Raw genomic sequence first — 19,524 nt, 5'->3', positions numbered from 1 at the left:
ATTCATTAAGTAGGGGTTGCGTCGCATGTGTGGCATCGTCGGTATCGTCGGTAAGTCGAACGTCAATCAGGCGCTGTATGACGCGCTAACCGTCCTCCAGCACCGCGGCCAGGACGCTGCCGGTATTGTGACCAGCCATGACGGCCGGTTATTCCTGCGCAAGGACAATGGTCTGGTACGTGACGTGTTCCATCAGCGTCACATGCAGCGCCTCGTCGGGCACATGGGCATTGGCCATGTGCGCTACCCGACTGCCGGTAGCTCGACCTCGGCCGAAGCTCAACCGTTTTACGTCAACTCGCCTTACGGCATCACCCTGGCGCATAACGGTAACCTGACCAACGTTGAACAGCTGGCCAAGGAGATTTACGAATCTGACCTGCGCCACGTCAACACCAACTCTGACTCGGAAGTGTTGCTCAACGTGTTCGCTCACGAGCTGGCCCAGCGCGGCAAGCTGCAGCCGACCGAAGAAGATGTGTTTGCCGCCGTCACCGACGTGCATAACCGTTGCGTCGGTGGTTACGCGGTAGTGGCGATGGTCACCGGTTATGGCATCGTCGGTTTCCGTGACCCGCACGGCATCCGCCCGATCGTGTTCGGCCAGCGTCACACCGATGAAGGCGTCGAGTACATGATCGCCTCCGAAAGCGTGTCCCTGGACGTGCTGGGCTTCACCCTGATCCGCGACCTGGCACCGGGCGAAGCGGTGTACATCACCGAAGATGGCAAGTTGCACACCCGTCAGTGCGCTGTTGCGCCGAAACTCACCCCGTGCATCTTCGAACACGTCTACCTGGCGCGTCCGGATTCGATCATCGACGGCGTTTCGGTGTACAAGGCGCGCCTGCGCATGGGCGAGAAGCTGGCCGACAAGATCCTGCGCGAGCGCCCTCAACACGATATCGACGTGGTGATCCCGATCCCGGATACCAGCCGTACCGCTGCGCTGGAGCTGGCCAACCACTTGGGCGTCAAGTTCCGTGAAGGCTTCGTCAAGAACCGCTACATCGGCCGCACGTTCATCATGCCTGGCCAGGCGGCGCGCAAGAAGTCGGTACGCCAGAAGCTCAATGCCATCGAACTGGAATTCCGCGGCAAGAATGTGATGCTGGTGGATGACTCCATCGTGCGTGGCACCACCTGCAAGCAGATCATCCAGATGGCCCGCGAAGCTGGCGCGAAGAACGTGTACTTCTGCTCCGCCGCGCCTGCCGTGCGTTACCCGAACGTGTACGGCATCGACATGCCGAGCGCCCACGAGCTGATCGCCCACAACCGCACGACCCAGGACGTAGCCGATCTGATCGGCGCCGATTGGCTGATCTATCAGGACCTTTCCGACCTGATCGAAGCGGTCGGCGGTGGCAAGATCAAGATCGAGCAGTTCGACTGCGCGGTGTTCGACGGCAAATACGTGACCGGTGATGTCGATGAGGCTTACCTGAACAAGATCGAGCAGGCGCGTAACGACTCGTCGAAGATCAAGACCCAGGCGGTCAGTGCGATCATCGATCTGTACAACAATTGAGTGAACACCGGCCCTGAGGGGCCGGTTTTGTATCTTAAACAAAGCATTGAGTAAGGAGTCGCAGCATGAGTCAGGAATGGGATGCCGGTCGGTTGGACAGCGACCTCGATGGCGTAGCTTTCGATACCCTGGCTGTGCGCGCCGGTCAGCACCGCACGCCGGAAGGCGAGCACGGTGATCCGATGTTCTTCACCTCCAGCTATGTGTTCCGCACCGCTGCCGACGCCGCTGCGCGTTTTGCCGGTGAAGTGCCGGGCAACGTCTATTCCCGTTACACCAACCCGACCGTGCGCGCGTTCGAAGAGCGTATCGCCGCACTGGAACGCGCTGAGCAGGCGGTCGCCACGGCGACCGGCATGGCGGCGATCCTGGCGGTGGTCATGAGCTTGTGCAGCGCCGGCGACCATGTGCTGGTGTCACGCAGTGTGTTCGGTTCGACCATCAGCCTGTTCGAAAAGTATTTCAAGCGCTTCGGTATTGAAGTGGACTACGTGCCTTTGGCGGATCTTTCCGGCTGGGATGCAGCAATCAAAGCCAATACCAAGCTGCTGTTCGTCGAGTCGCCGTCCAACCCGCTGGCCGAGTTGGTGGACATCGCCGCGCTGTCGCAAGTCGCGCATGCCAAAGGCGCCATGCTGGTGGTCGACAACTGCTTCTGCACGCCGGCGTTGCAACAGCCGTTGAAGCTGGGTGCGGATGTTGTCGTGCATTCGGCGACCAAGTTCATCGACGGCCAAGGCCGTTGCATGGGCGGTGTGGTGGCGGGGCGTAGCGAGCAGATGAAAGAAGTGGTGGGTTTTCTGCGCACGGCCGGCCCGACCCTGAGCCCGTTCAATGCATGGATCTTCCTCAAGGGCCTGGAGACTCTCAGCCTGCGGATGAAAGCCCATTGCGCGAACGCCCAGGCCCTGGCCGAGTGGCTGGAGCAGCAGGACGGTATCGAGAAGGTTCACTACGCCGGTCTCAAGAGCCATCCGCAGCACGCATTGGCCCAGCGCCAGCAGCGCGGCTTCGGTGCGGTGGTGAGTTTTGAAGTGAAAGGCGGCAAAGAGGGCGCCTGGCGCTTTATCGACGCGACGCGCCTGATCTCGATCACCGCCAACCTGGGTGACAGCAAGACCACCATTACCCATCCCGGCACCACGTCCCACGGCCGCCTGGCGCCGCAGGAGCGGGAAGCGGCGGGTATTCGCGACAGCCTGATCCGTGTTGCGGTGGGGCTTGAAGACGTCGCTGACTTGCAGGCTGATCTGGCCCGTGGGCTGGCGGCTTTGTGATCGAGTGGTCCATGGAAGCGGCTGCGGGCGGTAACGGCCGCGTCGCGCTGGTGACGGGCGCTGCCCGGGGCATTGGCCTGGGGATCGCGGCGTGGCTGATCAGCGAAGGCTGGCAGGTGGTGTTGGCCGACCTGGACCGCGAGCGCGGCTCCAAGGTCTCCAAGGTGCTCGGCGAGAACGCCTGGTTTATCACCATGGACGTGGCCGACGAGAAGCAAGTCGCCCAGGGCGTCGCTGAAGTGCTCGGGCAGTTCGGGCGCCTGGACGCATTGGTGTGCAATGCGGCGGTGGCCGACCCGCGCAATATCACCCTTGAAAGCCTTGACCTGGCCTCCTGGAATCGCGTGCTGGCGGTGAACCTCAGCGGCCCGATGCTGTTGGCCAAGCACTGTGCGCCGTACCTGCGCGCCCATGGCGGTGCGATCGTCAACCTGGCCTCGACCCGGGCTCGGCAGTCGGAGCCGGACACCGAAGCCTACGCGGCGAGCAAGGGCGGCGTGCTGGCCCTGACACACGCCTTGGCGATGAGCCTTGGCCCGGAAGTGCGGGTCAACGCCGTCAGCCCTGGCTGGATCGATGCGCGTGATCCGGCAGCCCGTCGCGCAGAGCCGCTGACCGACGCCGACCACGCCCAGCACCCGACGGGCAGGGTTGGCACGGTGGAGGACGTGGCGGCGCTGGTGGCATGGCTGCTGTCGCGCCAGGCCGGGTTCGTCACGGGGCAGGAGTTTGTGGTGGACGGCGGCATGAGCAAGAAGATGATTTACAGCGAGTAGGGTGGGTAGCCGTCTTGAAACTATTTTGTCTTTTTCAGAAAAACTTCAAGCAGGCTATTGACTTAGGTCCGCTATCTGCGTAAATTTCGCGGCCTCAACGAAGCAAAGGGTGATTAGCTCAGCTGGGAGAGCATCTGCCTTACAAGCAGAGGGTCGGCGGTTCGATCCCGTCATCACCCACCACTTCTTGAGAGTTTTGCCCTAGGGTAAGACGCAACGTTAAAGGTTGCACCGACGCGCAGCGGTAGTTCAGTCGGTTAGAATACCGGCCTGTCACGCCGGGGGTCGCGGGTTCGAGTCCCGTCCGCTGCGCCATATTTTCCAGGTTCGATTCGTCGGGCTTGAGGTTGAACAGCCAAGGCTGATCAGCCAGATGTTTAAAGACGGTCGAGGGTTTACGTTCGGCCGGTCAAGCGATACGCAGCGGTAGTTCAGTCGGTTAGAATACCGGCCTGTCACGCCGGGGGTCGCGGGTTCGAGTCCCGTCCGCTGCGCCATATCTGCTTCAAGGCCCACTGAACGCCTTGCAGCACAAAGAAAGCCGTTGGCTGCCTTTGACCCGATAGCAAAGACCCTGGTCGAAAGACCGGGGTTTTTTGTGTCTGCGATTCAGCATTGATCGGCGCGTGTCGGCAAGCTACCTCAGCCCCTGTGGACGCAAGCTTGCCTGCGATGATGTCGGCTGAGTGCGCCGTGCCAGCATCCCAGGCAAGCCTTCCCATCAGAACCCCAGCTTATCCCGTAGCCCGTAATACCAGGCGCCCATCGCGGCAAACGGCGTGCGCAGCAGTTGCCCGCCGGGGAACGGGTAGTGCGGCAGGTCGGCAAACGCGTCAAAACGCTCTGCCTGGCCTCGAAGGGCCTCTGCCAGTACCTTGCCCGCCAGGTGCGTGTACGTCACGCCGTGGCCGCTGCAGCCTTGGGAGTAATAGATGTTGTCGCCCAGGCGACCGACTTGCGGCAAGCGCGACAGGGTCAGCAGGAAATTGCCGGTCCAGGCGTAGTCAATCTTCACATCCTTGAGTTGCGGGAAGGCCTTGAGCATCTTCGGGCGGATGATTGCTTCGATATTGGCCGGGTCCCGCGCGCCATAGACCACGCCACCGCCGAAGATCAGGCGTTTGTCACTGGTCAGGCGGTAGTAGTCGAGCAGGTAGTTGCAATCTTCGACGCAGTAGTCCTGTGGCAATAGCGTTTTGGCCAGTTCGTCCCCCAGCGGTGCGGTGGTGATCACCTGCGTGCCGCACGGCATCGATTTGGCCGCCAATTCCGGCACAAGGTTCCCCAGGTAGGCATTGCCGGCGACGATGATGAACTTCGCCCTGACCTTGCCCTCGGCGGTGTGTACCACTGGGTTGGCGCCGCGCTCGATACGCAATGCGGCTGACTGCTCATAAATCGTGCCGCCGAGGGACTCTACGGCTGCTGCTTCGCCCAGCGCCAGGTTGAGCGGGTGGATATGTCCGCCGCTCATGTCCAGCAGGCCGCCGACGTAATTGTCACAGGCCACCACCTCGCGGATGCGCCGCTCGTCCAGCAACTCCAGCTGCGTATGGCCATAACGCTCCCACAAGCGCTTCTGCGACTCCAGGTGACCCATGTGCTTGCTGTTCAGCGCGGCGAATACTCCACCGTCCTTCAGATCGCACTGAATCTGGTACTTGGCGATCCGCTCACGAATGATCCTGCCGCCCTCGAACGCCATCTGTCCCAGCAACTGCGCCTGCTTCGGCCCGACGCTGCGCTCGATCACATCGATATCGCGGCTGTAGCTGTTGACGATCTGCCCGCCGTTGCGGCCAGACGCGCCAAACCCCACCTTGGCTGCCTCCAGGACTGTCACGCGAAAACCGTTCTCCAGCAGAAACAGCGCGCTGGAGAGTCCGGTGTAGCCAGCACCGATCACGCACACATCGGTTTCGACTTCACCTTGCAGCACTGGGCGAGGCGGAGCCGCATTCGCCGACGCGGCGTAATACGACTGGGGGTAGGGGGTGTTCGCCATCCTGGAACCTCTGTTTTATATTTTTTACGAGTGCCCCGATCCTACCTGAGTTGAAAATTGCCTGCCAGCCGCCCGAAAAATACGGGTGTACGGGCCGAAAATAAAAAATTCGCATATTCATAGGGTTAGCTGCAAAAAAGATGTTGACAGCCCTCCGGAATTCCGTAGAATGCCGCCTCACAGCAGGCACGTAGCTCAGTTGGTTAGAGCACCACCTTGACATGGTGGGGGTCGTTGGTTCGAGTCCAATCGCGCCTACCAAACAAAATCCGCTCTGCTGGGCGGTCTAGAAGGGCTCACCGAAAGGTGGGCCCTTTTTTGTTGCCTGCGATTTTCAAAACTTTTGCAAAACTTTTGCAAAACTTTTGCAAAACTCCCACCTTAGAACGCCAATTCGGCACCCACCTCCAGGTACTCGATCTTCTTTTCGTCGTGCCCCTCCTGATAGTGCTTTGTCATCTTCTCGTCCGCGTGACCCATGAGCGCCTGGATGTACTCCTGCGGGAATTTCTGCTGCTCGTACAGCCATGCACCCAATGCGCGGATCTCGTGAAAAGTGGGGCGCTCACCGGCCGGCACATGGTCGTAGGCGTGCGCGGCGTCTCTGGCCTTACTGAATTCCTTGGTCAGGTAATCAGGTGTCACCGACGTCCAGTGGTCTTTGGCGTCGATCTGCTCCCGCCGGCGGGCCTTGGGCTTGTAGTGGATCAGGTAGGGTGATGCGAGTGGCGAGCGCATGCATTCCCCGACCACCTCCCGCAGCGCTGCGCCCATGGTGATCTTCAAATGCACTGGGTTTTCGTAACCCTGGGTTTTCCCCGGCGATACGGTAAGCGTGTTCTTCTCCATGTCGGCTGCAGACTTCAGCCAGGTCACGATGTCGTCCCGCCGCTGAAGGCTGGTCAGTGCAAGACGAATCGCGCGCTTCAGCCAAGGCGGAGTAGTCACGGCCTCGATGATCAGCTTTAATCCATCGAGCGTGTGCCGCTGCCGCTTCTTCTCCGCCTCCTTCTTCACCAGGGTCAGCTCAGCGTTGTTGCGCTCGGCCAGGCCCTTGGCTACCGCAAAGGCGAATATCTGCACCCATAGCCCGCGGTGCTTCGTGTATGCGTTGTTGCTGAAATTGTCGAGGTACTCGGCCATGGCCAGCACATCCAACTGCCCGATCAGCCTGTCACCCAGATCCTGCCGATAGCGCTCGAGCTTGAACTTGATTTCCTCCAGCGTGCGCGCCGCGTATGACCGGTCAGGCAGCCATTCCTCTTCGAAGCGCTTCAGCAGGCTGCTCACAATTGGTAAGCGGTCGCCGGTCAGTACGGCCAGCAATGAACCGTCATCAACAACCAGCTCGGCGAACTTGAGGTTTGCCGCCCGGGCCAGCTTGATTGCCTCCTCCAGTGGGCGGTTTATGCTGGTCATCACCCCGGTGACCGGGTTGCGATACCGCCAATACTTCCCGTTCGGGTAAAGGTTTGGCGGCAGCTTTCTGTTTTGCAGCGTGCGGGGCCGGGCAGCCATCAGCCGAGCTCCAGCATCTTGGCCAGCAGCGGGTCGCTCGAACCCATGACCGCAGCCTGCACATCGACGAAATACATCCCGCCCTTTACCTCTCCAATCACTTCGCCTTCCTCGATCCATTTTTTCAACTGCTGCAGGCTCGGCTTTCCGCCGACGTACCGCAACTTCCTGTATTCGCCTGCCTCCATGAGGCGTGGCAGCTTGACCGTAATTTGCGCCAGGACTTTTGCCATAACTACCTCCCGCCGCCCGCTGTGGGCCGCGCTGTCTTGATGATGTGGATGACCAGGCCGAAGGAGATCAGCATCCAGGCACAGGTGCCGGCGAATGCGCCGAGTAGCGCCTCGGTGGTGCCGGTGCTGAGCAGGTCAGGCCCGAGCCAGGTGAACCAGTAACCGGTGCAGGCCAGGTACAGCAAAGCGCCCAGCAGGATCAGGGTGAGTTTCGTTGCGAACATGGGGTGTCCTTGCCGCGCTGGGCGGCAGAAGGTTGGTTAGCGGGTGGCCTTGGCGATTACTGCTTCGGCGTGGGCAAGGGCTGCGTGGTACTTGTCGAGCCTGGCGGCCCCGAGTTTCGCCAGTCCGACCAAGTTGGATAGGCTTTCGAGCAGCTCTTCCTGCATCGCACGTTCCTCCCGGCCGATGTCCCAGAAGCGCTGGCCCCAGTGATCTGCCGGTGGCGGGTTGGTGTTTTGTGCGCCGAAGGCCAGGGCCCCGAAAATCGAGTCGCACAGATCGCGCTTGTAGGCGTTGTCGCCGTCGATGCTGGCGCCCATCCGGCGGAGGTTGTTCAGCGTTGCGTCGAAGTCCTCACGGGTCATGTCGATCACGTTCTTGCTCAGTGCGGTGATTTCAGCTTTTGCAGCGTTGAGCCGGTTCAGGTCGGCGTGCCACCCGCTGCGCAGGTACTTTGCGTCTTCCGCATTCTGCTCGGCGAGGGTTTTCCAGTGCTCGACCGGAGCCCACGGACTGACGATCACAATGCAATTCGCCATCGGCACCAGTTCGTTCTGCTTGGCAGCCAGCGTGTCAGCTTCCTCTTTGCTGGCGGCCGCGTACAGATCGTCGGGGCCCTGGGCGTGGACGACATACAGCGCTTCAGTTTCTTCGGACATAGCGAATACCTCGCCCGCCGCTCACCGGCAGGCATGTAGGGGGATTGGGGTTAGGGGTGCTTCATGAACGTGATCCAGTGCGTTTTCTCTCGCTTACCGGACTTGTGGCCAAACAGCGGCTGCTCATCGGTAAGGGCAAGAATTTCGCTGACCCGGATCTGGGTTTCGTTCCACTTGAAGATCAGGAACTGGCCTGGCTTCAGAACGCGGAAGCACTCGGCGAACCCTTTGCGCAGATCGTCGCGCCAGTCATCGGTGAGGATTCCGTACTTGAGCCGCAGCCAGCTTTCGCGGCCGGCGCGCACCAGGTGCGGAGGATCGAACACCACCATGTTGAAGCTGGCGTCGGGGAAGGGCAGGTGACGGAAATCCATGATCACATCGGGCTCAACCTTCAGCACCCGGCCATCACACAGCACATGCTCTTCATCGCGGATGTCACCGAACAGTGCGCGCTGGTCGCCTTTGTCGAACCACATCATGCGGCTGGCGCTGCAGGGATCGAGGACTTGGGCGTTCATGGCCTCTGCCCCTTGTAGATGAAGACGTAGGCGAACCAGAGGCTGGCGATCATGGCGTCACCACGTCTTCAGTCTTCAGTTCAGCGACGAGTTCGGCAGCCAGGCCAATCGGCCACCAGTAGCGCGCACGCTGATAATCCGGATAGCTCTCTTCGCGAATCACCAGGCCCTTTCGGTGAAGGGTCTTGAAGATGCTGAGCACGGAAGATGCTGATACGCCGAGGCGGTGCCCAACCTGATAGCTAAGGCCGCCCATGCCGAACACGCACGCCTGGTCACCAAGTGCCAGCTTCTCGCAATCCTTCTGATGCAGGTACGGCTGGCTGTCTCGATAGAGGTTGGCGTTTTTCCGCCCGATCTTGCGCAGCTCATCGAGGACGAGTTGCTGTTTCTCTGTGAGCTTCATGTCTTCACTCCGTCCCAGCGAGATATGCCGGCTCCGTGGCGGCGGCCAGCCATTCGCGCAACGTGCCGACGATCTTCGTGCGGTCATCTTCATCGCACCACGGCTTGTCGAGCCATTCATCACTGACCAGCTCAACATCCAAGTCGTCATAGGCGCCTGGCTCTTCGCCGTTCATTTCTTCGAGCACCCGACGTGCGCCTACCTCATCTACAGCCGCAACCCAATCGCAGTCGCCGACCATGAAGGCGAGTAATGGAGGTGGTGCAGGTTGGCCGCCGTTCAATTCGAATACTTCTTTTCCATTTTCCACGGGCATGACTTCGTCCTTGCCGCTATATCGGCTGACTTTGAAGGGGGAGGGGCTACAGGTTTTGCGGGTGGAGTACGGATGTACTCCTATCGGGGTTTGGCTGACTCAGCCTTCACGGCCAGGCCCGATACGGCCTTGCTGTAGATGAACTTGATCTGATCCCACGGGATGGTGTGTTTCTGCCCGTACTCGCCTTCGCCATCGCAGATTGAGCAGCCTTCGGTTGGCTCTTCAAGCTCGCAGCATTCAGGGCATTCTTTGGTGATCAGCAGCTTGAACTCGCCGAGCAGCAAGGATTTGGCGCCATTCTCAGCGGTAAGTTGGCGGGGCATGATGCAGTAGCCATCGGGCACCACCGCTACCGGCGCGGGCTGCTCGGCGCTCATTGGGGTTGGCGAATAGCGCAAGGCCGACTTGTATGCGGCGTCGAGGGCGTCATCCAAATCACCGCCGTTTTTCCTGGCTTCGTTGAAAGCAATGATCATCTTCGCGCGGACGTCGTAGCAGCGCTCCACCGGCATGCAGGCCAACTGCTCGCCTTTTGGCTGGGCGGCTGAATTCTCTGAATTGACTCGCTCGATGTAAGCCGGCAAAAGGGTCGGCGGGAATGTGTCTTCCCAAGGCTTGACGTTGCGCTTGGCTGAGTCCTGAAGCTGAGCCATATGTCCGACCAGCTCGCGCACAAGGCCAGGCCAGTCCGACACGTCGTAGAACTTGCAAAGCACTGGGTCGGGTTCTGGGTTGGCGCCGCGCTCGGCGACAGCGCGGTCGAGTTCAGCTTGCGGTGACACAGGGGCGGCAGCGAGCATGGCGGCCCAGCACAGTTTCGCGCGGAACGCTGCTTGCTGGCAGCCGCTCATCTCCTGGTACTGCTCCCAGACTTCCTCATTGGAAAAGCACTCGTCCGGCTCCGATTCAAAGCCGTTTATCACCATGGTTTCGGTCGGTTCAACCGGCACAAGCCTCCATTGATTGAGATCGTGACCGGTGGCCAGGCTCAGCAGTTTGTTTTCTGTAGGCATGGGGAGTCCTTGCCGGGCCATGCCCGGGCGGTGGAGTGGTGGAGTTACTTCTTCTGGTAGGTCTGGGTCAGCGCCGCGTTGACGCTGTTGCCGCGCTTCAGCACGACCCGAGCGAGTGCTGCCCGGTCTTTATGGCTATGGCTGGCCTGGCTGAGCAGGCCGAAGTAGCTGTTGGCGGTCTCGCGCAGATCCTCGGCCGGCGCCGCGGCTGTTCGCTTCAGCGCCTGGGCAAGCGACCGCTTACGGGTCGATCGCCGCCACGGCTTGATGACGTGGCCAACGAAGTCGATGCCGCGATCCACGGGCTGCAGGATCGTCTTGGTGGGGTTCAGCTTGGCGCCGAGCCTGGGTAGGAATGCTTCGACCTCAGTCAGCCACCGATTGAGCTGCTGCGGCGACTCATGCAGGAACACGAAGTCGTCGACGTAGCGGATATAGTGCTTGGCGCCCAGTTGGTGCTTGGCGAACTGGTCCAGGGCGTCGAGGTAGACGTTGGCGAAGAACTGCGACGACAGGTTGCCGATCGGCAGGCCGAGGCGCGCGGGCTGCGCAACCAGGCGCTTGTGCTGCGGCACCCGGTTGAACAGGCGCGCGGGGCTGCGGGTCTCGTAATCCTCGCGCGGGTCGTGCATGAGGATCTGCGTGGCCAGGGCCAGCCACCAGGGCTCGGTGATCCTGGCCTCCAGTTGCTTGCGCAGCACCGCCTTGTCGATGGCGACGAAGAAGTTGGCCAGGTCGCACTTGAGGTAGAAGATCGGCTTTGACCAATTCTGCGAGGCGCTGCGGATCTTCGACTCAAGGCGCTTAGCGGCGTACAGCGTGCCGCGCCCTGGAATGCATGCGCAACTGTCCGCTATGAAGCTTGCGTAGAAGCGCGGTGCCACATGGTTGTACAGCAGGTGGTGGACGACGCGGTCCCGAAAGGCTGCTGCCCATACCTCGCGGGCTTTTGGTCGGGTGACCACGAAACAGATGGATCGGCCTGGCCGGTAAGTGCCGGCAATCAGGTCGTCGTGCAGCTCCAGCAAGTTGATCTCCATGTCCTTCTCGAACAGCCGGGCACTTGCGGAGTTCCGCTTGTTGCGTCGGCAGTCATAGTAAGCCTGGACGAGATCCTCGAACTGGAAGGGGGCAACACTTAAATCTGCGGACAGGGCGCGCGAGCCGCTCGTTGTTCTTGTCGTTGTTGTTGAGCCAGCCATCTTCAAAGTCCATGTTGTAGGCGTTGTTGGCGGAGCGCTGCGACCTGTCGAGCTATCTACATCGCCAAACCGAAGGCAGCGCCGATCAGCTTGGAAACTGCGCCAGACCTGCACGGACGCTTTAGACCGGCGGTATCTGTTTTTGCGCATGGCGGTGACCCAGAGGTCAGCGGCTCGACCAGATTTGGCGCACAGGCAAGAGGGCCTTGACCCTCAAGCAGCGGGCGCGGCTGCGGACTTCTTCCAGGCGTTGGCCTGGCGGCCTATTGAGGCCGTCATCATCATTGCTTTGGCGTGCTGCCCCTTGCTGATCAACCCTCGGTTGGTGAGGGCGCGCAGCAGGTAGTTGAGCATCCAAATGCTTTCCAGCAGCAGGTTGATCTGTGGCAGTTTGTCCCGGGTCATATTGGCCCTGCCAATCAGCACCAAGACCTGCAAGCACTCGTCCCGGATCTTTGCCCCGACAACCTGTTTCAGGTCGCGTGGGATATTGCGCACCAGGTCAAGCGAAAGCCCGAGCAGTTCCTCGGCGACTTTGTGGATTTCCAAATCCGTATGCAGCGCCATCCCTGGACTCCTGAAAAGCGAGGACGCTGCCGCGCCCATGAATGAAGAATTGAATGATCAAATAAACTTTCTGCGGACAGGGCGCGCGAGCCGCACGTAGACCTCGTCGCCGTTGACGAGCCAGCCAACAACAAAGCCCATGAAGTAGGCGCCGTTGGCGGAGCGCTGCGTGCTGGTCCAGTGGTACGCCTGGGCAAACACGTCCGGCACGGTTATTTCGAGGAAGGAAGCCTCACGGCGAGCCATGAGGTAGAAGTCCTTGTGCCCATCACGCTCGAAGGCTGCACAGAACTGGGCGGCAGGGTGGTCGTGCTCTCGGTTGCTGCTGGCGAGGTAAGCGGTGTTCGCCTGGCCGTCCCATGGGGATTTCGCGCCGTCAAGTTCATCGCCGTAGCTACCCCACTCATGGGTCGCCTCTGCATCGCTGCCGATCGGCACAATCAGGTAGTAGGGCTTTCCTCCGCCAGGGAACAGGCCGCCGTTCACGCCGCCCTCACCGGGCCAGTATTCGCCGATGGCTGGGATGCCGCTTGCCGCAATAGTCGGCGCGGTGGTGATGGCCAGCGTTGCCAGCTTCAGCACTACAGCTTCATCCGGGCTGCTGATCATAAGATCGCCGCGGGTGTAGGTGGTCAGTTGATTTGCTTGCATGGGATGCTCCTGTGAGCGAGATAAGGGTGCAGGTAGCCGGCGCTTCCCGACGAGCTTCTGGTCTGAGCGCCGTCCTGGCGCTCCCGGGAATCACCTGCGAAAAATCAATGAAGAAATGAATTACTGAATAGGGAGGCTGCGGACAGGGCGCGCGAGCCGCTCGTAGCACTTGTCGTCGTAGCCGAGCCAGCCAACAGCAAAGTCCATGGAGTAGGCGTAGTAGGCGGAGCGCTGCGTGCTCAGGTGGTGGTAGCGGTCATCGCGAAGCTCCACCAGGCCATCAGCCTTGGCCGCCATCAGCAACTGACCCTCGAGGCAGGATGGGATAAAGCCGCCCAGTTCCAGTGCTTTTGCGGCGATCTCGCTGCCGGCCTCGGCCATGGCGCGGGTGTTCGCTTCGCCGTCGCTGTAGCTGCCGGCACCTTTGATCTCGACGCCATACTCGCCCCAGACACCGTTGAGCTCGTCAGGCAGAAGGATCAGGGCGCGCTCTACGCCGCCGAGCCAGTAGCGGGTTACGAACACGCCGCCGGCCAGAGGTTGGCCGCGCTCAGGGAGTTCGGAAGCGGCGATTGTTTGCTGTGCTTGCTTGGTCATGGGTTTACTCCGGGTAAGCGCCGCCCTCCGGTTACCGGATGCAGCGAGTAGGAAGGCCGGTCTCCCGGCCTTGGTGTTACTTCGGATCGAATGCGCCCAGCGACAACACGGCAGCTTCGCCAATATTGCGTTGAAGTACTGCCTTGAACTCCTGGGCGATGTCTTCGCGCTGGACCTCTTCACCAACCCAGCGCAGTTTCAGTACCGGCTGGGAGCCGCTGGTGATGACCGAGAGGCGCAGGGTGATCTGTTGTTCGGTCAGGCCTTCGAACGGCACCGTGCGGAATTGCAACGACACAGGCAGGGTTTCTTTGCTGCGCGCTTCGATCTGGTCCATAGCGCTGCGGCTTGCGCTGGTTTCGCCCACCGTAGTTTCCGATTCGCTGGACGCCTTGATGGTGATCGTGCGGACGGCAGCGATGGCTTTGGCCACAGGAATGGGGTTACCGGCTTCGTCGACCGGGGTGAGGTACTGGTGCCAGTCCTCGATCCAATCGCTCAAATCCTTCTGACTGATACCGCGCCCACCGATTGCCTGGGCGGCGGTGTAGCCGGCTGTTGCCTTCAGGCGAAGGATGGCGCGGTCGTCGGCGTGGCCAGGTGCTGCGGCAGTGCCGAGGTTGAACAGCAGGCCGCAGCTCATTTCGTCCTGATTGATGAAGCCGCGGGCTCCAGGCGCTGCGCGTTCAACGACGTAAGCGCCGAAATCAGCCAGTGAGTGGGTGCTGTATGTGCCGCGGAAGCGGCTGCGGCCAGCCTGGAAGCGCTCAAGATCGATGACCTTTGCGCTTTCCGGCAACACCACGGTAGGGACCAGCGTTTCCAGCTTTTTGCCGGTGGCTTCCAGCGCGGTATCAGTGATGAGCTGAATTGCATCTTTGGTAAGTGACATCGGTTATTTCCTTGGGTTGCGGAAGGGAGGGTGAGGCGGGATTGATCAGATACGGGGCTTGATTGGCGCTTCTTCGCGGGTGAAGAGCTGATCGTGCTTTTCAGCGAAGAGGGTGATCTTTCCGCCGGAGCCAACGTGCATCGGCGTGTCTAGGCTGGTGTTCTCGCTGCGGGTACCGCGCTTGGTCGGCACCTTGTAGTCGAGCTTGTGCTTGATCTTCACCTGGCTGGATTCGCCGATCTGACTGAAGTCCAGGGTAATGACCAGCTTGCCGGCCTTGCCGTGGTCAACAACACCGGCGGCTACTTCGGAAAGGGCGTGACCGATCTGGCTGGCGAATGCGCCGCCGTTCAGCTCCTCAAGGAACTCGGCGGTATTGGTTGCGGTGGACATGGCTGTTTCTCCGGGATGGCCTGCAGGCCGCTGGGTGGTAGGTTGAATTGCGACTGGCGAAGGCGCTGGCGCACCTGGTTGCTGATGCGCCTCATGGGGTGTCGGCGAACTTGAAGCCGTTTTCCTGGGCGATCAGCGTCACGCGCTTGATGTGCATGCCCAGGTTCTTTGCTGCCACGCTGGCTACGACACCCTTGGCCGCTTCGGCGCGCACCAACGGTGCCAGCTTGTCGCGCTGGGCACGCAGGCGTTCGTGGTGGGCGGTGGTGCCATTGAAAGGCCCGTCAGCGCTGACGCCGCGCGGGATGACCTGGGCTTTCTTACCCGCGCCGTAGAACGCATCAATCTGGCGGTTGAGGTCGGCGATCACCGCGTCTTTCGGGTTGACCATCGGTACGCCGATCATTACTGCGCACCGTAGTAGGCGAACACCACCAGCAGTGCCGCGAAGCCAGCCGTCCAGCGCGCCATGCGCCACCCGAAACGCTTCGACGTTGCCTTCGCCGCATCGAAGAAGTCGGCGTTGCGCTCGAGCTGATCAGCGAAGTGGCACGCGCCGTCGTGGCCGATGCGTTCGCCGCGGGATACGCCGCTGGAGCGCTCGACCACATCGAACAGGTTCTTACCGAGCGGCACTACGTTGAAACGGGGCGTCTTCACTGGTTCTTCGCGACCGATCATCACGTACATCTCCGAGGTGGACAGTGCAAACCGATCCCGCAACGCCTGCAGGACCGCTTGTTTTTGGCGAATGGTTTGGTTCATCACGATTCCTTATGGTGGGTTGCGTTTATTCGTCAGCAACCTGACCGCCTGGTGTGTGCCGGTTGGCCCAGGGGAGGGTGCTGACGGATAAAGGCGAGGCGTAAAAAAGCCCGATCGGGACCGGGCTTTCGTTGCGGTACATAGACCTCCCTATGTCACGCAGGGGGTGGCGGTCGAGCGCCTGGGTTTGTTGTTTACATGGCTGCCAATCCTCCGTTCTGGGTAGGTTCAAATGCAGGTGGCCGGCGCGCGCCGGGTGTTCGTCCGCATCGGAGAGTGATCGAAACACCAGGGCGCTACCCCTGCTTGTTTCCCGCCGCGTTTCTTGTATTGGCTGGCAAACCCAGCTCAGGAGATTTACGGGGCTTTGCGATCCTAGCGCTGCAGCCCGCTTGGGCACGCTTCGATCACTCTCCGATGCGGCCTGGTGCTGGGGAGTACCAGGTGCTCGGGCAGTTAACGACAGGCTGTCGTGGCGCTGGTTGTTCAGGATTCGGCAAGCTCGTAGCCGTCAGCACCATATGCCTTGGTCAGGCGCTCATTAACCTGGTCGAGCGAGTAGGCGATTCCGCCATGGCCTCTCGGCCCCTTGTAGATGTACATTCCACCCTTCACTTCGTAGGTAAATCGCATAGGTGCACTCCATGGTTGGAAAAATTGAGCCGCGATACGGGGCAGAGGTCTACGTCTCTGAGGCCGGGAACATCTGCATCAAGCAGGATCAAGGGGATCGCGAGGAGCACGTGTTGATCTTTGCTGATCAGGAGGTCGATGACCTGATTGCTCTGTTGAAAGAGGCAAAATCCGAGCTTGCCGAAGAGCGACGAGTTGCCGAAGAAAACGAAAGCAACTGACAACATTCACGTCCCGCTGCCCACTCAGTGAATGGGCAGAAGTGCTGCTTACAGGTGGTCTTTCAGATTCAGCCCCAGCAGCTTTGCGCTGCGCTCGAGGGCGGTCAGCTCTGCCGGCTCGATCTCGCCGTCGGCCTCGGCCACGGTGAGCATCACGTTGAGTACGGTCAGCGCTTCGGCCGGGGAGTGAGCCAGGTCGCCCAGCTCTTTCTCGGCGTTCTGCCGCAGGATGCGAGCCCCTGACTTGAAGTCGGTCTTGGCGCGGTCGATGGTGTTGGACAGCTCAGCACCGAAGCCTTGGAGCGCCGGGTTGTTGCTCAGGATGGTTTCGACCTTCGACAGCTCGCTCTCTTCCAGGTCGCCGTCGGCGGCCGCAACGTAGATCGATCCGTACACCACCGCTTCCATCAGGTCGCGGTTTGCCAGCTTGGCGACTGCCGCACGGGCCTGGCCGGATTTCTTGCCGAACAATTTACCTAACATGGTTATTCCTCTGGGTTGGGTGACATCCCGCTGCACCCTGTTACCAAGGTGCAGAAGTGATGCGTTGCCAATAGGGTGGCCGGCGGCCAGCTCACCACTGCCCAGGTGACGGGCTTTGCGATAGGCTGAGCGCTCTCACACAACGCAGCCTGCAAAGGAGGGCGAACTTGCTATGCGCAAATTCAAACTGAAGTACGGATTCGACTTTGATGATTCCTGCCCGAAGACCTACGAGAGCGACGAGCCGATCAAGATTGGTGATGCGATCTTCGTAGCGAACGGCTTCTGGCACGCAGTCACGGACATTCGAATTCTGAAAAGAGATATTCAGTTAACTCTTTCGAAATCGTCTCAATCGCCTGAGGAGGCAAAGCTCGTAATGAAGCAGCTATCGTCCGGCTGAGAACGATCGTTGCAAATTTCAAGCAGCTTTGTTTGTCGATGTCTTGGCTAGGGTGCATAAGGCTGAGCTTTGTCCGTAGCCCTGGGTCGCCCTGGCAAGCCAGCGTCATGAGTGCCGCTTCTATGCGGACTTGCAGTGAAGGCGATTCTATTTTCGGTAGCTCTTCAGCGCCGCTTTTCATATTCCTATCCTCTCTGTCATCCCAAAGCACCCTCGCAAGAAGGTGCTTCAGTGATGCTGTCCGTCCTATTGCCGCCGGAGGGGCGGGGCGCACTGCTTGCCAGGTCGTTCGCGCGGTTCGAGCGTTTCGCTCTCGATCAGCCGTACAGGGTTCTCCTGTCGTGGGCGGGCTATCTGACCCGTCTGATCGCCGGTCGCCGGTAGAGGCAATGCGGTCTGTTGGTGTTTCTGTGTTGCGCTGACTGTTAAAGAGCGGTGATGCCTTCGTGGCTGCTGTGTGTTGCTGCGACGGCCTTAAATATCACGCATCGTGTTTCGCGTGTCAACACGCATCGTGATTTATTTTCGTGAGTTCCCCCGCTGAATTTCTCTATCTGGAGGGTTATAAATTCACGCAGCGTGATATATGATTTTGCTACAACTGGATGTATGTACAGCTATCGGGAGGGTGATATGGCAAAAGCAGCGAAGCAGGCTAAACCAGCAGCACGGCAGGAGATGAGCAGCGTGGAACGGCTAGGTCTGCGTGTTTCGTCAATGATAAATTCGCCACGCGCCCAGGAAAGATGCGCAGCGCTTATTCATAGACTGGAAACGGATCGGGACGCGGAATGGGAGGAGGTAATGGGGCAGATAGCCGAGACCGACGGCGTGAATATGATCTTCCAGGATGATGGCGGTGTCTTACTGGAATGGGAGGCGCCAAGCGATGAGGATCGGCTGATTGATACAGGCGAAGTCGAGCCCATTGAAGAGCCAGCGCTTTTCTGACGAATGCCGAAGAGCCAGCTCAACGGCGGGGGAAATGCCTTGCAGGTAGCGGTGCAGCTGCTGATTTGGTTTAGCGAGGGGTATGACTTAAGCCTTTCTCGCATTCCAGATCAGCAGAACCTTGGCGTGGACTGTCACATCCTCAATACGGGCTTCTTGATCCCTTACATGCGGGTTGTCGGACACCAGCAAGAAACGCTCGGAATCCAGCATTTGAATTCGCTTAATGAATAGGTGCTCATGCCAGGTGAGGACGTAGATACCGTCGCCTGCGTACTCGTTGACGCCCTTGTCGACGATCAGCGGGTCTTTATCGTTGATCGTACCCTCCATGCTCTGGCCCCAACCGGTAATCATTGCCAAGGAGTGAGTGGATGTGTAGGTGATGCCTTTTTCTCGCAGCACGTCCTCACGGATGACCAGGTTCCTAATCACCTCGTTGTAGTCGCCCGGCACTTGGCCGTGGCCCATAGAGGCGCGCACGTCATATTGGCGAATGATGATCTCTTCCGGCCTAGCCTTGAGACCCGAAAAGTCTGCCTGGATCACATTTCCCGAAATGACCTCTTCCGCAGCATCCCGCACCGCGTCAGCGATTCTTTGGCGTGCCTCGCTTGGAAGATTCTTACCGTGCCTCGCCAGCATTTGGGCGACCAAGTCAGCAGAGGACGTCTTCGGCGTCACAGGTGCAAGGCTGGTCGTGCCGGACTTGGCGTCGCTTATTGGCGCGCCGCGAAGGTCTAGTAAAAGCTCAGATTTATCAACCCTGAGTGCCTTCGCAATGGACTCAATATCCGCAAACGACGGCTCTCGCGAGTCCGCCTCGTAGTTTCCTATTCGCGATTGCGATTTCCATCCACAGGCATCTGCCAGCTGGGCCTGGGACATTTTCGCGGCAGTTCTAAGGCGCTTAATGCGCTTACCAATAGTTTCATTCATACGCTGGATTCCATCACGAAATGAAATATCTGCGCACTCACTTATTGTGTTTGCCTTTAACACGATGCGTGTTTATCCTTGGGCCAATAGCTATAGGAGCGATTTTCATGAACCACGTCCGAAACATTCGAGAGAAAGCCGGGATTACCCAGGCTGCACTTCGTCGGTCGCTTGGGTGGAATCAATCGCGCCTCGCGAATTACGAGTCCGGTCTGCGTTGCCCAGGACTTAGCGAGGCGCGGTTGATCGTGTCTGCGTTGAACACCCTTGGAGCTGAGTGCGTTCTTGATGAGGTATTTCCGCCTGAGGGAATTTCATCTCAGTCAGCCGCCTGAAATCCCTGTCCG

The 19,524-nt window shown here is 59.9% G+C and carries 27 protein-coding genes and 4 tRNA genes; 11 read left to right on the top strand and 20 right to left on the bottom strand.

What is annotated here, in order from left to right; translation table 11 throughout:
• The first annotated feature begins 25 nt into the window (after positions 1-25).
• The 6 genes from purF to RGV59_RS26370 all read left to right on the top strand — a co-directional run bounded on the left by purF (position 26) and on the right by RGV59_RS26370 (position 4,081).
• Positions 26-1,531, top strand: coding sequence for an amidophosphoribosyltransferase (gene purF / locus RGV59_RS26395; RefSeq protein ID WP_017847690.1), 1,506 nt, complete (start codon positions 26-28; stop codon positions 1,529-1,531).
• Between the two features lie 65 nt (positions 1,532-1,596).
• Positions 1,597-2,808, top strand: coding sequence for an O-succinylhomoserine sulfhydrylase (locus RGV59_RS26390; RefSeq protein WP_126586347.1), 1,212 nt, complete (start codon positions 1,597-1,599; stop codon positions 2,806-2,808).
• An 11-nt stretch (positions 2,809-2,819) separates the two neighbouring features.
• Positions 2,820-3,584 (top strand): SDR family oxidoreductase, encoded by a 765-nt coding sequence (locus RGV59_RS26385; protein ID WP_017847688.1) that lies wholly within the window; start codon positions 2,820-2,822, stop codon positions 3,582-3,584.
• A 107-nt stretch (positions 3,585-3,691) separates the two neighbouring features.
• Positions 3,692-3,767: transfer RNA gene (locus tag RGV59_RS26380), tRNA-Val, on the top strand.
• A gap of 55 nt (positions 3,768-3,822) precedes the next feature.
• Positions 3,823-3,899: transfer RNA gene (locus RGV59_RS26375), tRNA-Asp, on the top strand.
• Positions 3,900-4,004: 105 nt separating this feature from the next.
• Positions 4,005-4,081, top strand: a tRNA-Asp gene (locus RGV59_RS26370).
• 224 nt (positions 4,082-4,305) lie between these two features.
• On the opposite strand, the gene RGV59_RS26365 is transcribed toward RGV59_RS26370, so the two are convergent.
• Entirely contained in the window at positions 4,306-5,589 is a 1,284-nt protein-coding gene (locus RGV59_RS26365) for an NAD(P)/FAD-dependent oxidoreductase (RefSeq protein ID WP_017847687.1), read from the bottom strand.
• 184 nt (positions 5,590-5,773) lie between these two features.
• Between RGV59_RS26365 and RGV59_RS26360 the strand changes: the two genes are divergently transcribed.
• Positions 5,774-5,850, top strand: a tRNA-Val gene (locus RGV59_RS26360).
• A gap of 120 nt (positions 5,851-5,970) precedes the next feature.
• On the opposite strand, the gene RGV59_RS26355 is transcribed toward RGV59_RS26360, so the two are convergent.
• The 17 genes from RGV59_RS26355 to RGV59_RS26275 all read right to left on the bottom strand — a co-directional run bounded on the left by RGV59_RS26355 (position 5,971) and on the right by RGV59_RS26275 (position 16,180).
• Complete coding sequence (locus RGV59_RS26355; protein WP_198865680.1) at positions 5,971-7,107, bottom strand: tyrosine-type recombinase/integrase; 1,137 nt, start codon at positions 7,105-7,107, stop codon at positions 5,971-5,973.
• On the bottom strand, positions 7,107-7,340 hold the full coding sequence (locus RGV59_RS26350; RefSeq protein ID WP_058419760.1) for a hypothetical protein: 234 nt from the start codon (positions 7,338-7,340) through the stop codon (positions 7,107-7,109). The genes RGV59_RS26355 and RGV59_RS26350 overlap by 1 nt, the downstream gene beginning before the upstream one ends.
• A 2-nt stretch (positions 7,341-7,342) precedes the next feature.
• On the bottom strand, positions 7,343-7,564 hold the full coding sequence (locus RGV59_RS26345; protein ID WP_322247117.1) for a hypothetical protein: 222 nt from the start codon (positions 7,562-7,564) through the stop codon (positions 7,343-7,345).
• Positions 7,565-7,600: 36 nt separating this feature from the next.
• On the bottom strand, positions 7,601-8,221 hold the full coding sequence (locus RGV59_RS26340) for a hypothetical protein (protein WP_322247116.1): 621 nt from the start codon (positions 8,219-8,221) through the stop codon (positions 7,601-7,603).
• A gap of 50 nt (positions 8,222-8,271) precedes the next feature.
• Positions 8,272-8,742 carry a class I SAM-dependent methyltransferase gene (locus RGV59_RS26335; RefSeq protein ID WP_322247115.1) on the bottom strand — a complete coding sequence of 157 codons (471 nt, stop codon included), beginning with the start codon at positions 8,740-8,742 and terminating at the stop codon, positions 8,272-8,274.
• Positions 8,743-8,791: 49 nt separating this feature from the next.
• Positions 8,792-9,148: a hypothetical protein gene (locus RGV59_RS26330; RefSeq protein WP_322247114.1), complete on the bottom strand. Its 357-nt coding sequence runs from the start codon at positions 9,146-9,148 to the stop codon at positions 8,792-8,794.
• Positions 9,149-9,152: 4 nt separating this feature from the next.
• Positions 9,153-9,464, bottom strand: coding sequence for a hypothetical protein (locus RGV59_RS26325; protein WP_322247113.1), 312 nt, complete (start codon positions 9,462-9,464; stop codon positions 9,153-9,155).
• A gap of 80 nt (positions 9,465-9,544) precedes the next feature.
• Positions 9,545-10,480 carry a hypothetical protein gene (locus RGV59_RS26320; protein WP_322247112.1) on the bottom strand — a complete coding sequence of 312 codons (936 nt, stop codon included), beginning with the start codon at positions 10,478-10,480 and terminating at the stop codon, positions 9,545-9,547.
• Positions 10,481-10,524: 44 nt separating this feature from the next.
• A complete protein-coding gene (locus RGV59_RS26315; RefSeq protein WP_322247111.1) occupies positions 10,525-11,682 on the bottom strand; it encodes an RNA-directed DNA polymerase in 1,158 nt (385 codons plus the stop codon).
• A 213-nt stretch (positions 11,683-11,895) separates the two neighbouring features.
• Positions 11,896-12,249 (bottom strand): four helix bundle protein, encoded by a 354-nt coding sequence (locus tag RGV59_RS26310; RefSeq protein ID WP_322247110.1) that lies wholly within the window; start codon positions 12,247-12,249, stop codon positions 11,896-11,898.
• Positions 12,250-12,306: 57 nt separating this feature from the next.
• Positions 12,307-12,900 (bottom strand): DUF1566 domain-containing protein, encoded by a 594-nt coding sequence (locus RGV59_RS26305; protein WP_322247109.1) that lies wholly within the window; start codon positions 12,898-12,900, stop codon positions 12,307-12,309.
• 120 nt (positions 12,901-13,020) lie between these two features.
• Positions 13,021-13,497 (bottom strand): hypothetical protein, encoded by a 477-nt coding sequence (locus RGV59_RS26300; RefSeq protein WP_322247108.1) that lies wholly within the window; start codon positions 13,495-13,497, stop codon positions 13,021-13,023.
• A gap of 76 nt (positions 13,498-13,573) precedes the next feature.
• On the bottom strand, positions 13,574-14,389 hold the full coding sequence (locus RGV59_RS26295; protein WP_126589551.1) for a DUF2303 family protein: 816 nt from the start codon (positions 14,387-14,389) through the stop codon (positions 13,574-13,576).
• Positions 14,390-14,434: 45 nt separating this feature from the next.
• Complete coding sequence (locus RGV59_RS26290) at positions 14,435-14,782, bottom strand: hypothetical protein (protein WP_126589550.1); 348 nt, start codon at positions 14,780-14,782, stop codon at positions 14,435-14,437.
• A gap of 91 nt (positions 14,783-14,873) precedes the next feature.
• On the bottom strand, positions 14,874-15,188 hold the full coding sequence (locus RGV59_RS26285) for a hypothetical protein (protein ID WP_322247107.1): 315 nt from the start codon (positions 15,186-15,188) through the stop codon (positions 14,874-14,876).
• Entirely contained in the window at positions 15,188-15,547 is a 360-nt protein-coding gene (locus RGV59_RS26280) for a hypothetical protein (RefSeq protein ID WP_322247106.1), read from the bottom strand. Before RGV59_RS26280 ends, RGV59_RS26285 begins: the two co-directional genes overlap by 1 nt.
• Before the next feature lie 486 nt (positions 15,548-16,033).
• Entirely contained in the window at positions 16,034-16,180 is a 147-nt protein-coding gene (locus RGV59_RS26275; RefSeq protein ID WP_322247105.1) for a hypothetical protein, read from the bottom strand.
• A gap of 11 nt (positions 16,181-16,191) precedes the next feature.
• Here RGV59_RS26275 and RGV59_RS26270 point away from each other — a divergent pair, with 11 nt between their 5' ends.
• Positions 16,192-16,401: a hypothetical protein gene (locus RGV59_RS26270; RefSeq protein ID WP_322247104.1), complete on the top strand. Its 210-nt coding sequence runs from the start codon at positions 16,192-16,194 to the stop codon at positions 16,399-16,401.
• 48 nt (positions 16,402-16,449) lie between these two features.
• Here RGV59_RS26270 and RGV59_RS26265 read toward each other — a convergent pair whose 3' ends face one another.
• Positions 16,450-16,884: a tellurite resistance TerB family protein gene (locus tag RGV59_RS26265; protein ID WP_322247103.1), complete on the bottom strand. Its 435-nt coding sequence runs from the start codon at positions 16,882-16,884 to the stop codon at positions 16,450-16,452.
• Between the two features lie 172 nt (positions 16,885-17,056).
• On the opposite strand from RGV59_RS26265, the gene RGV59_RS26260 reads away from it, so the two are divergent.
• Positions 17,057-17,287: a hypothetical protein gene (locus RGV59_RS26260; RefSeq protein ID WP_102618002.1), complete on the top strand. Its 231-nt coding sequence runs from the start codon at positions 17,057-17,059 to the stop codon at positions 17,285-17,287.
• Between the two features lie 633 nt (positions 17,288-17,920).
• Positions 17,921-18,238 carry a DUF1654 domain-containing protein gene (locus tag RGV59_RS26255; RefSeq protein ID WP_102618030.1) on the top strand — a complete coding sequence of 106 codons (318 nt, stop codon included), beginning with the start codon at positions 17,921-17,923 and terminating at the stop codon, positions 18,236-18,238.
• An 87-nt stretch (positions 18,239-18,325) separates the two neighbouring features.
• Here the strand turns inward: RGV59_RS26255 and RGV59_RS26250 are convergent, their stop codons facing one another.
• Positions 18,326-19,177, bottom strand: a complete 852-nt coding sequence (locus tag RGV59_RS26250; RefSeq protein ID WP_102618001.1) for an XRE family transcriptional regulator — start codon at positions 19,175-19,177, stop codon at positions 18,326-18,328.
• A gap of 20 nt (positions 19,178-19,197) precedes the next feature.
• Between RGV59_RS26250 and RGV59_RS26245 the strand changes: the two genes are divergently transcribed.
• Positions 19,198-19,512 (top strand): helix-turn-helix transcriptional regulator, encoded by a 315-nt coding sequence (locus RGV59_RS26245; protein ID WP_371918427.1) that lies wholly within the window; start codon positions 19,198-19,200, stop codon positions 19,510-19,512.
• The last annotated feature ends 12 nt before the right edge of the window (positions 19,513-19,524 follow it).

It is taken from the genome of Pseudomonas sp. FG1 (assembly GCF_034313875.1).
Classification (GTDB): domain Bacteria; phylum Pseudomonadota; class Gammaproteobacteria; order Pseudomonadales; family Pseudomonadaceae; genus Aquipseudomonas; species Aquipseudomonas veronii.
Note: the sequence above shows the minus strand (reverse complement) of the source record. Positions and strands in the feature narration are given on the sequence as shown.

Coding starts and splice junctions, on each gene's coding strand:
- purF (WP_017847690.1), top strand. CDS start 26: ATGTGTGGCATCGTCGGTATCGTCGGTAAGTCGAACGTCAATCAGGCG.
- RGV59_RS26390 (WP_126586347.1), top strand. CDS start 1,597: ATGAGTCAGGAATGGGATGCCGGTCGGTTGGACAGCGACCTCGATGGC.
- RGV59_RS26385 (WP_017847688.1), top strand. CDS start 2,820: ATGGAAGCGGCTGCGGGCGGTAACGGCCGCGTCGCGCTGGTGACGGGC.
- RGV59_RS26365 (WP_017847687.1), bottom strand. CDS start 5,589: ATGGCGAACACCCCCTACCCCCAGTCGTATTACGCCGCGTCGGCGAAT.
- RGV59_RS26355 (WP_198865680.1), bottom strand. CDS start 7,107: ATGGCTGCCCGGCCCCGCACGCTGCAAAACAGAAAGCTGCCGCCAAAC.
- RGV59_RS26350 (WP_058419760.1), bottom strand. CDS start 7,340: ATGGCAAAAGTCCTGGCGCAAATTACGGTCAAGCTGCCACGCCTCATG.
- RGV59_RS26345 (WP_322247117.1), bottom strand. CDS start 7,564: ATGTTCGCAACGAAACTCACCCTGATCCTGCTGGGCGCTTTGCTGTAC.
- RGV59_RS26340 (WP_322247116.1), bottom strand. CDS start 8,221: ATGTCCGAAGAAACTGAAGCGCTGTATGTCGTCCACGCCCAGGGCCCC.
- RGV59_RS26335 (WP_322247115.1), bottom strand. CDS start 8,742: ATGAACGCCCAAGTCCTCGATCCCTGCAGCGCCAGCCGCATGATGTGG.
- RGV59_RS26330 (WP_322247114.1), bottom strand. CDS start 9,148: ATGAAGCTCACAGAGAAACAGCAACTCGTCCTCGATGAGCTGCGCAAG.
- RGV59_RS26325 (WP_322247113.1), bottom strand. CDS start 9,464: ATGCCCGTGGAAAATGGAAAAGAAGTATTCGAATTGAACGGCGGCCAA.
- RGV59_RS26320 (WP_322247112.1), bottom strand. CDS start 10,480: ATGCCTACAGAAAACAAACTGCTGAGCCTGGCCACCGGTCACGATCTC.
- RGV59_RS26315 (WP_322247111.1), bottom strand. CDS start 11,682: ATGGCTGGCTCAACAACAACGACAAGAACAACGAGCGGCTCGCGCGCC.
- RGV59_RS26310 (WP_322247110.1), bottom strand. CDS start 12,249: ATGGCGCTGCATACGGATTTGGAAATCCACAAAGTCGCCGAGGAACTG.
- RGV59_RS26305 (WP_322247109.1), bottom strand. CDS start 12,900: ATGCAAGCAAATCAACTGACCACCTACACCCGCGGCGATCTTATGATC.
- RGV59_RS26300 (WP_322247108.1), bottom strand. CDS start 13,497: ATGACCAAGCAAGCACAGCAAACAATCGCCGCTTCCGAACTCCCTGAG.
- RGV59_RS26295 (WP_126589551.1), bottom strand. CDS start 14,389: ATGTCACTTACCAAAGATGCAATTCAGCTCATCACTGATACCGCGCTG.
- RGV59_RS26290 (WP_126589550.1), bottom strand. CDS start 14,782: ATGTCCACCGCAACCAATACCGCCGAGTTCCTTGAGGAGCTGAACGGC.
- RGV59_RS26285 (WP_322247107.1), bottom strand. CDS start 15,188: ATGATCGGCGTACCGATGGTCAACCCGAAAGACGCGGTGATCGCCGAC.
- RGV59_RS26280 (WP_322247106.1), bottom strand. CDS start 15,547: ATGAACCAAACCATTCGCCAAAAACAAGCGGTCCTGCAGGCGTTGCGG.
- RGV59_RS26275 (WP_322247105.1), bottom strand. CDS start 16,180: ATGCGATTTACCTACGAAGTGAAGGGTGGAATGTACATCTACAAGGGG.
- RGV59_RS26270 (WP_322247104.1), top strand. CDS start 16,192: ATGGTTGGAAAAATTGAGCCGCGATACGGGGCAGAGGTCTACGTCTCT.
- RGV59_RS26265 (WP_322247103.1), bottom strand. CDS start 16,884: ATGTTAGGTAAATTGTTCGGCAAGAAATCCGGCCAGGCCCGTGCGGCA.
- RGV59_RS26260 (WP_102618002.1), top strand. CDS start 17,057: ATGCGCAAATTCAAACTGAAGTACGGATTCGACTTTGATGATTCCTGC.
- RGV59_RS26255 (WP_102618030.1), top strand. CDS start 17,921: ATGGCAAAAGCAGCGAAGCAGGCTAAACCAGCAGCACGGCAGGAGATG.
- RGV59_RS26250 (WP_102618001.1), bottom strand. CDS start 19,177: ATGAATGAAACTATTGGTAAGCGCATTAAGCGCCTTAGAACTGCCGCG.
- RGV59_RS26245 (WP_371918427.1), top strand. CDS start 19,198: ATGAAATATCTGCGCACTCACTTATTGTGTTTGCCTTTAACACGATGC.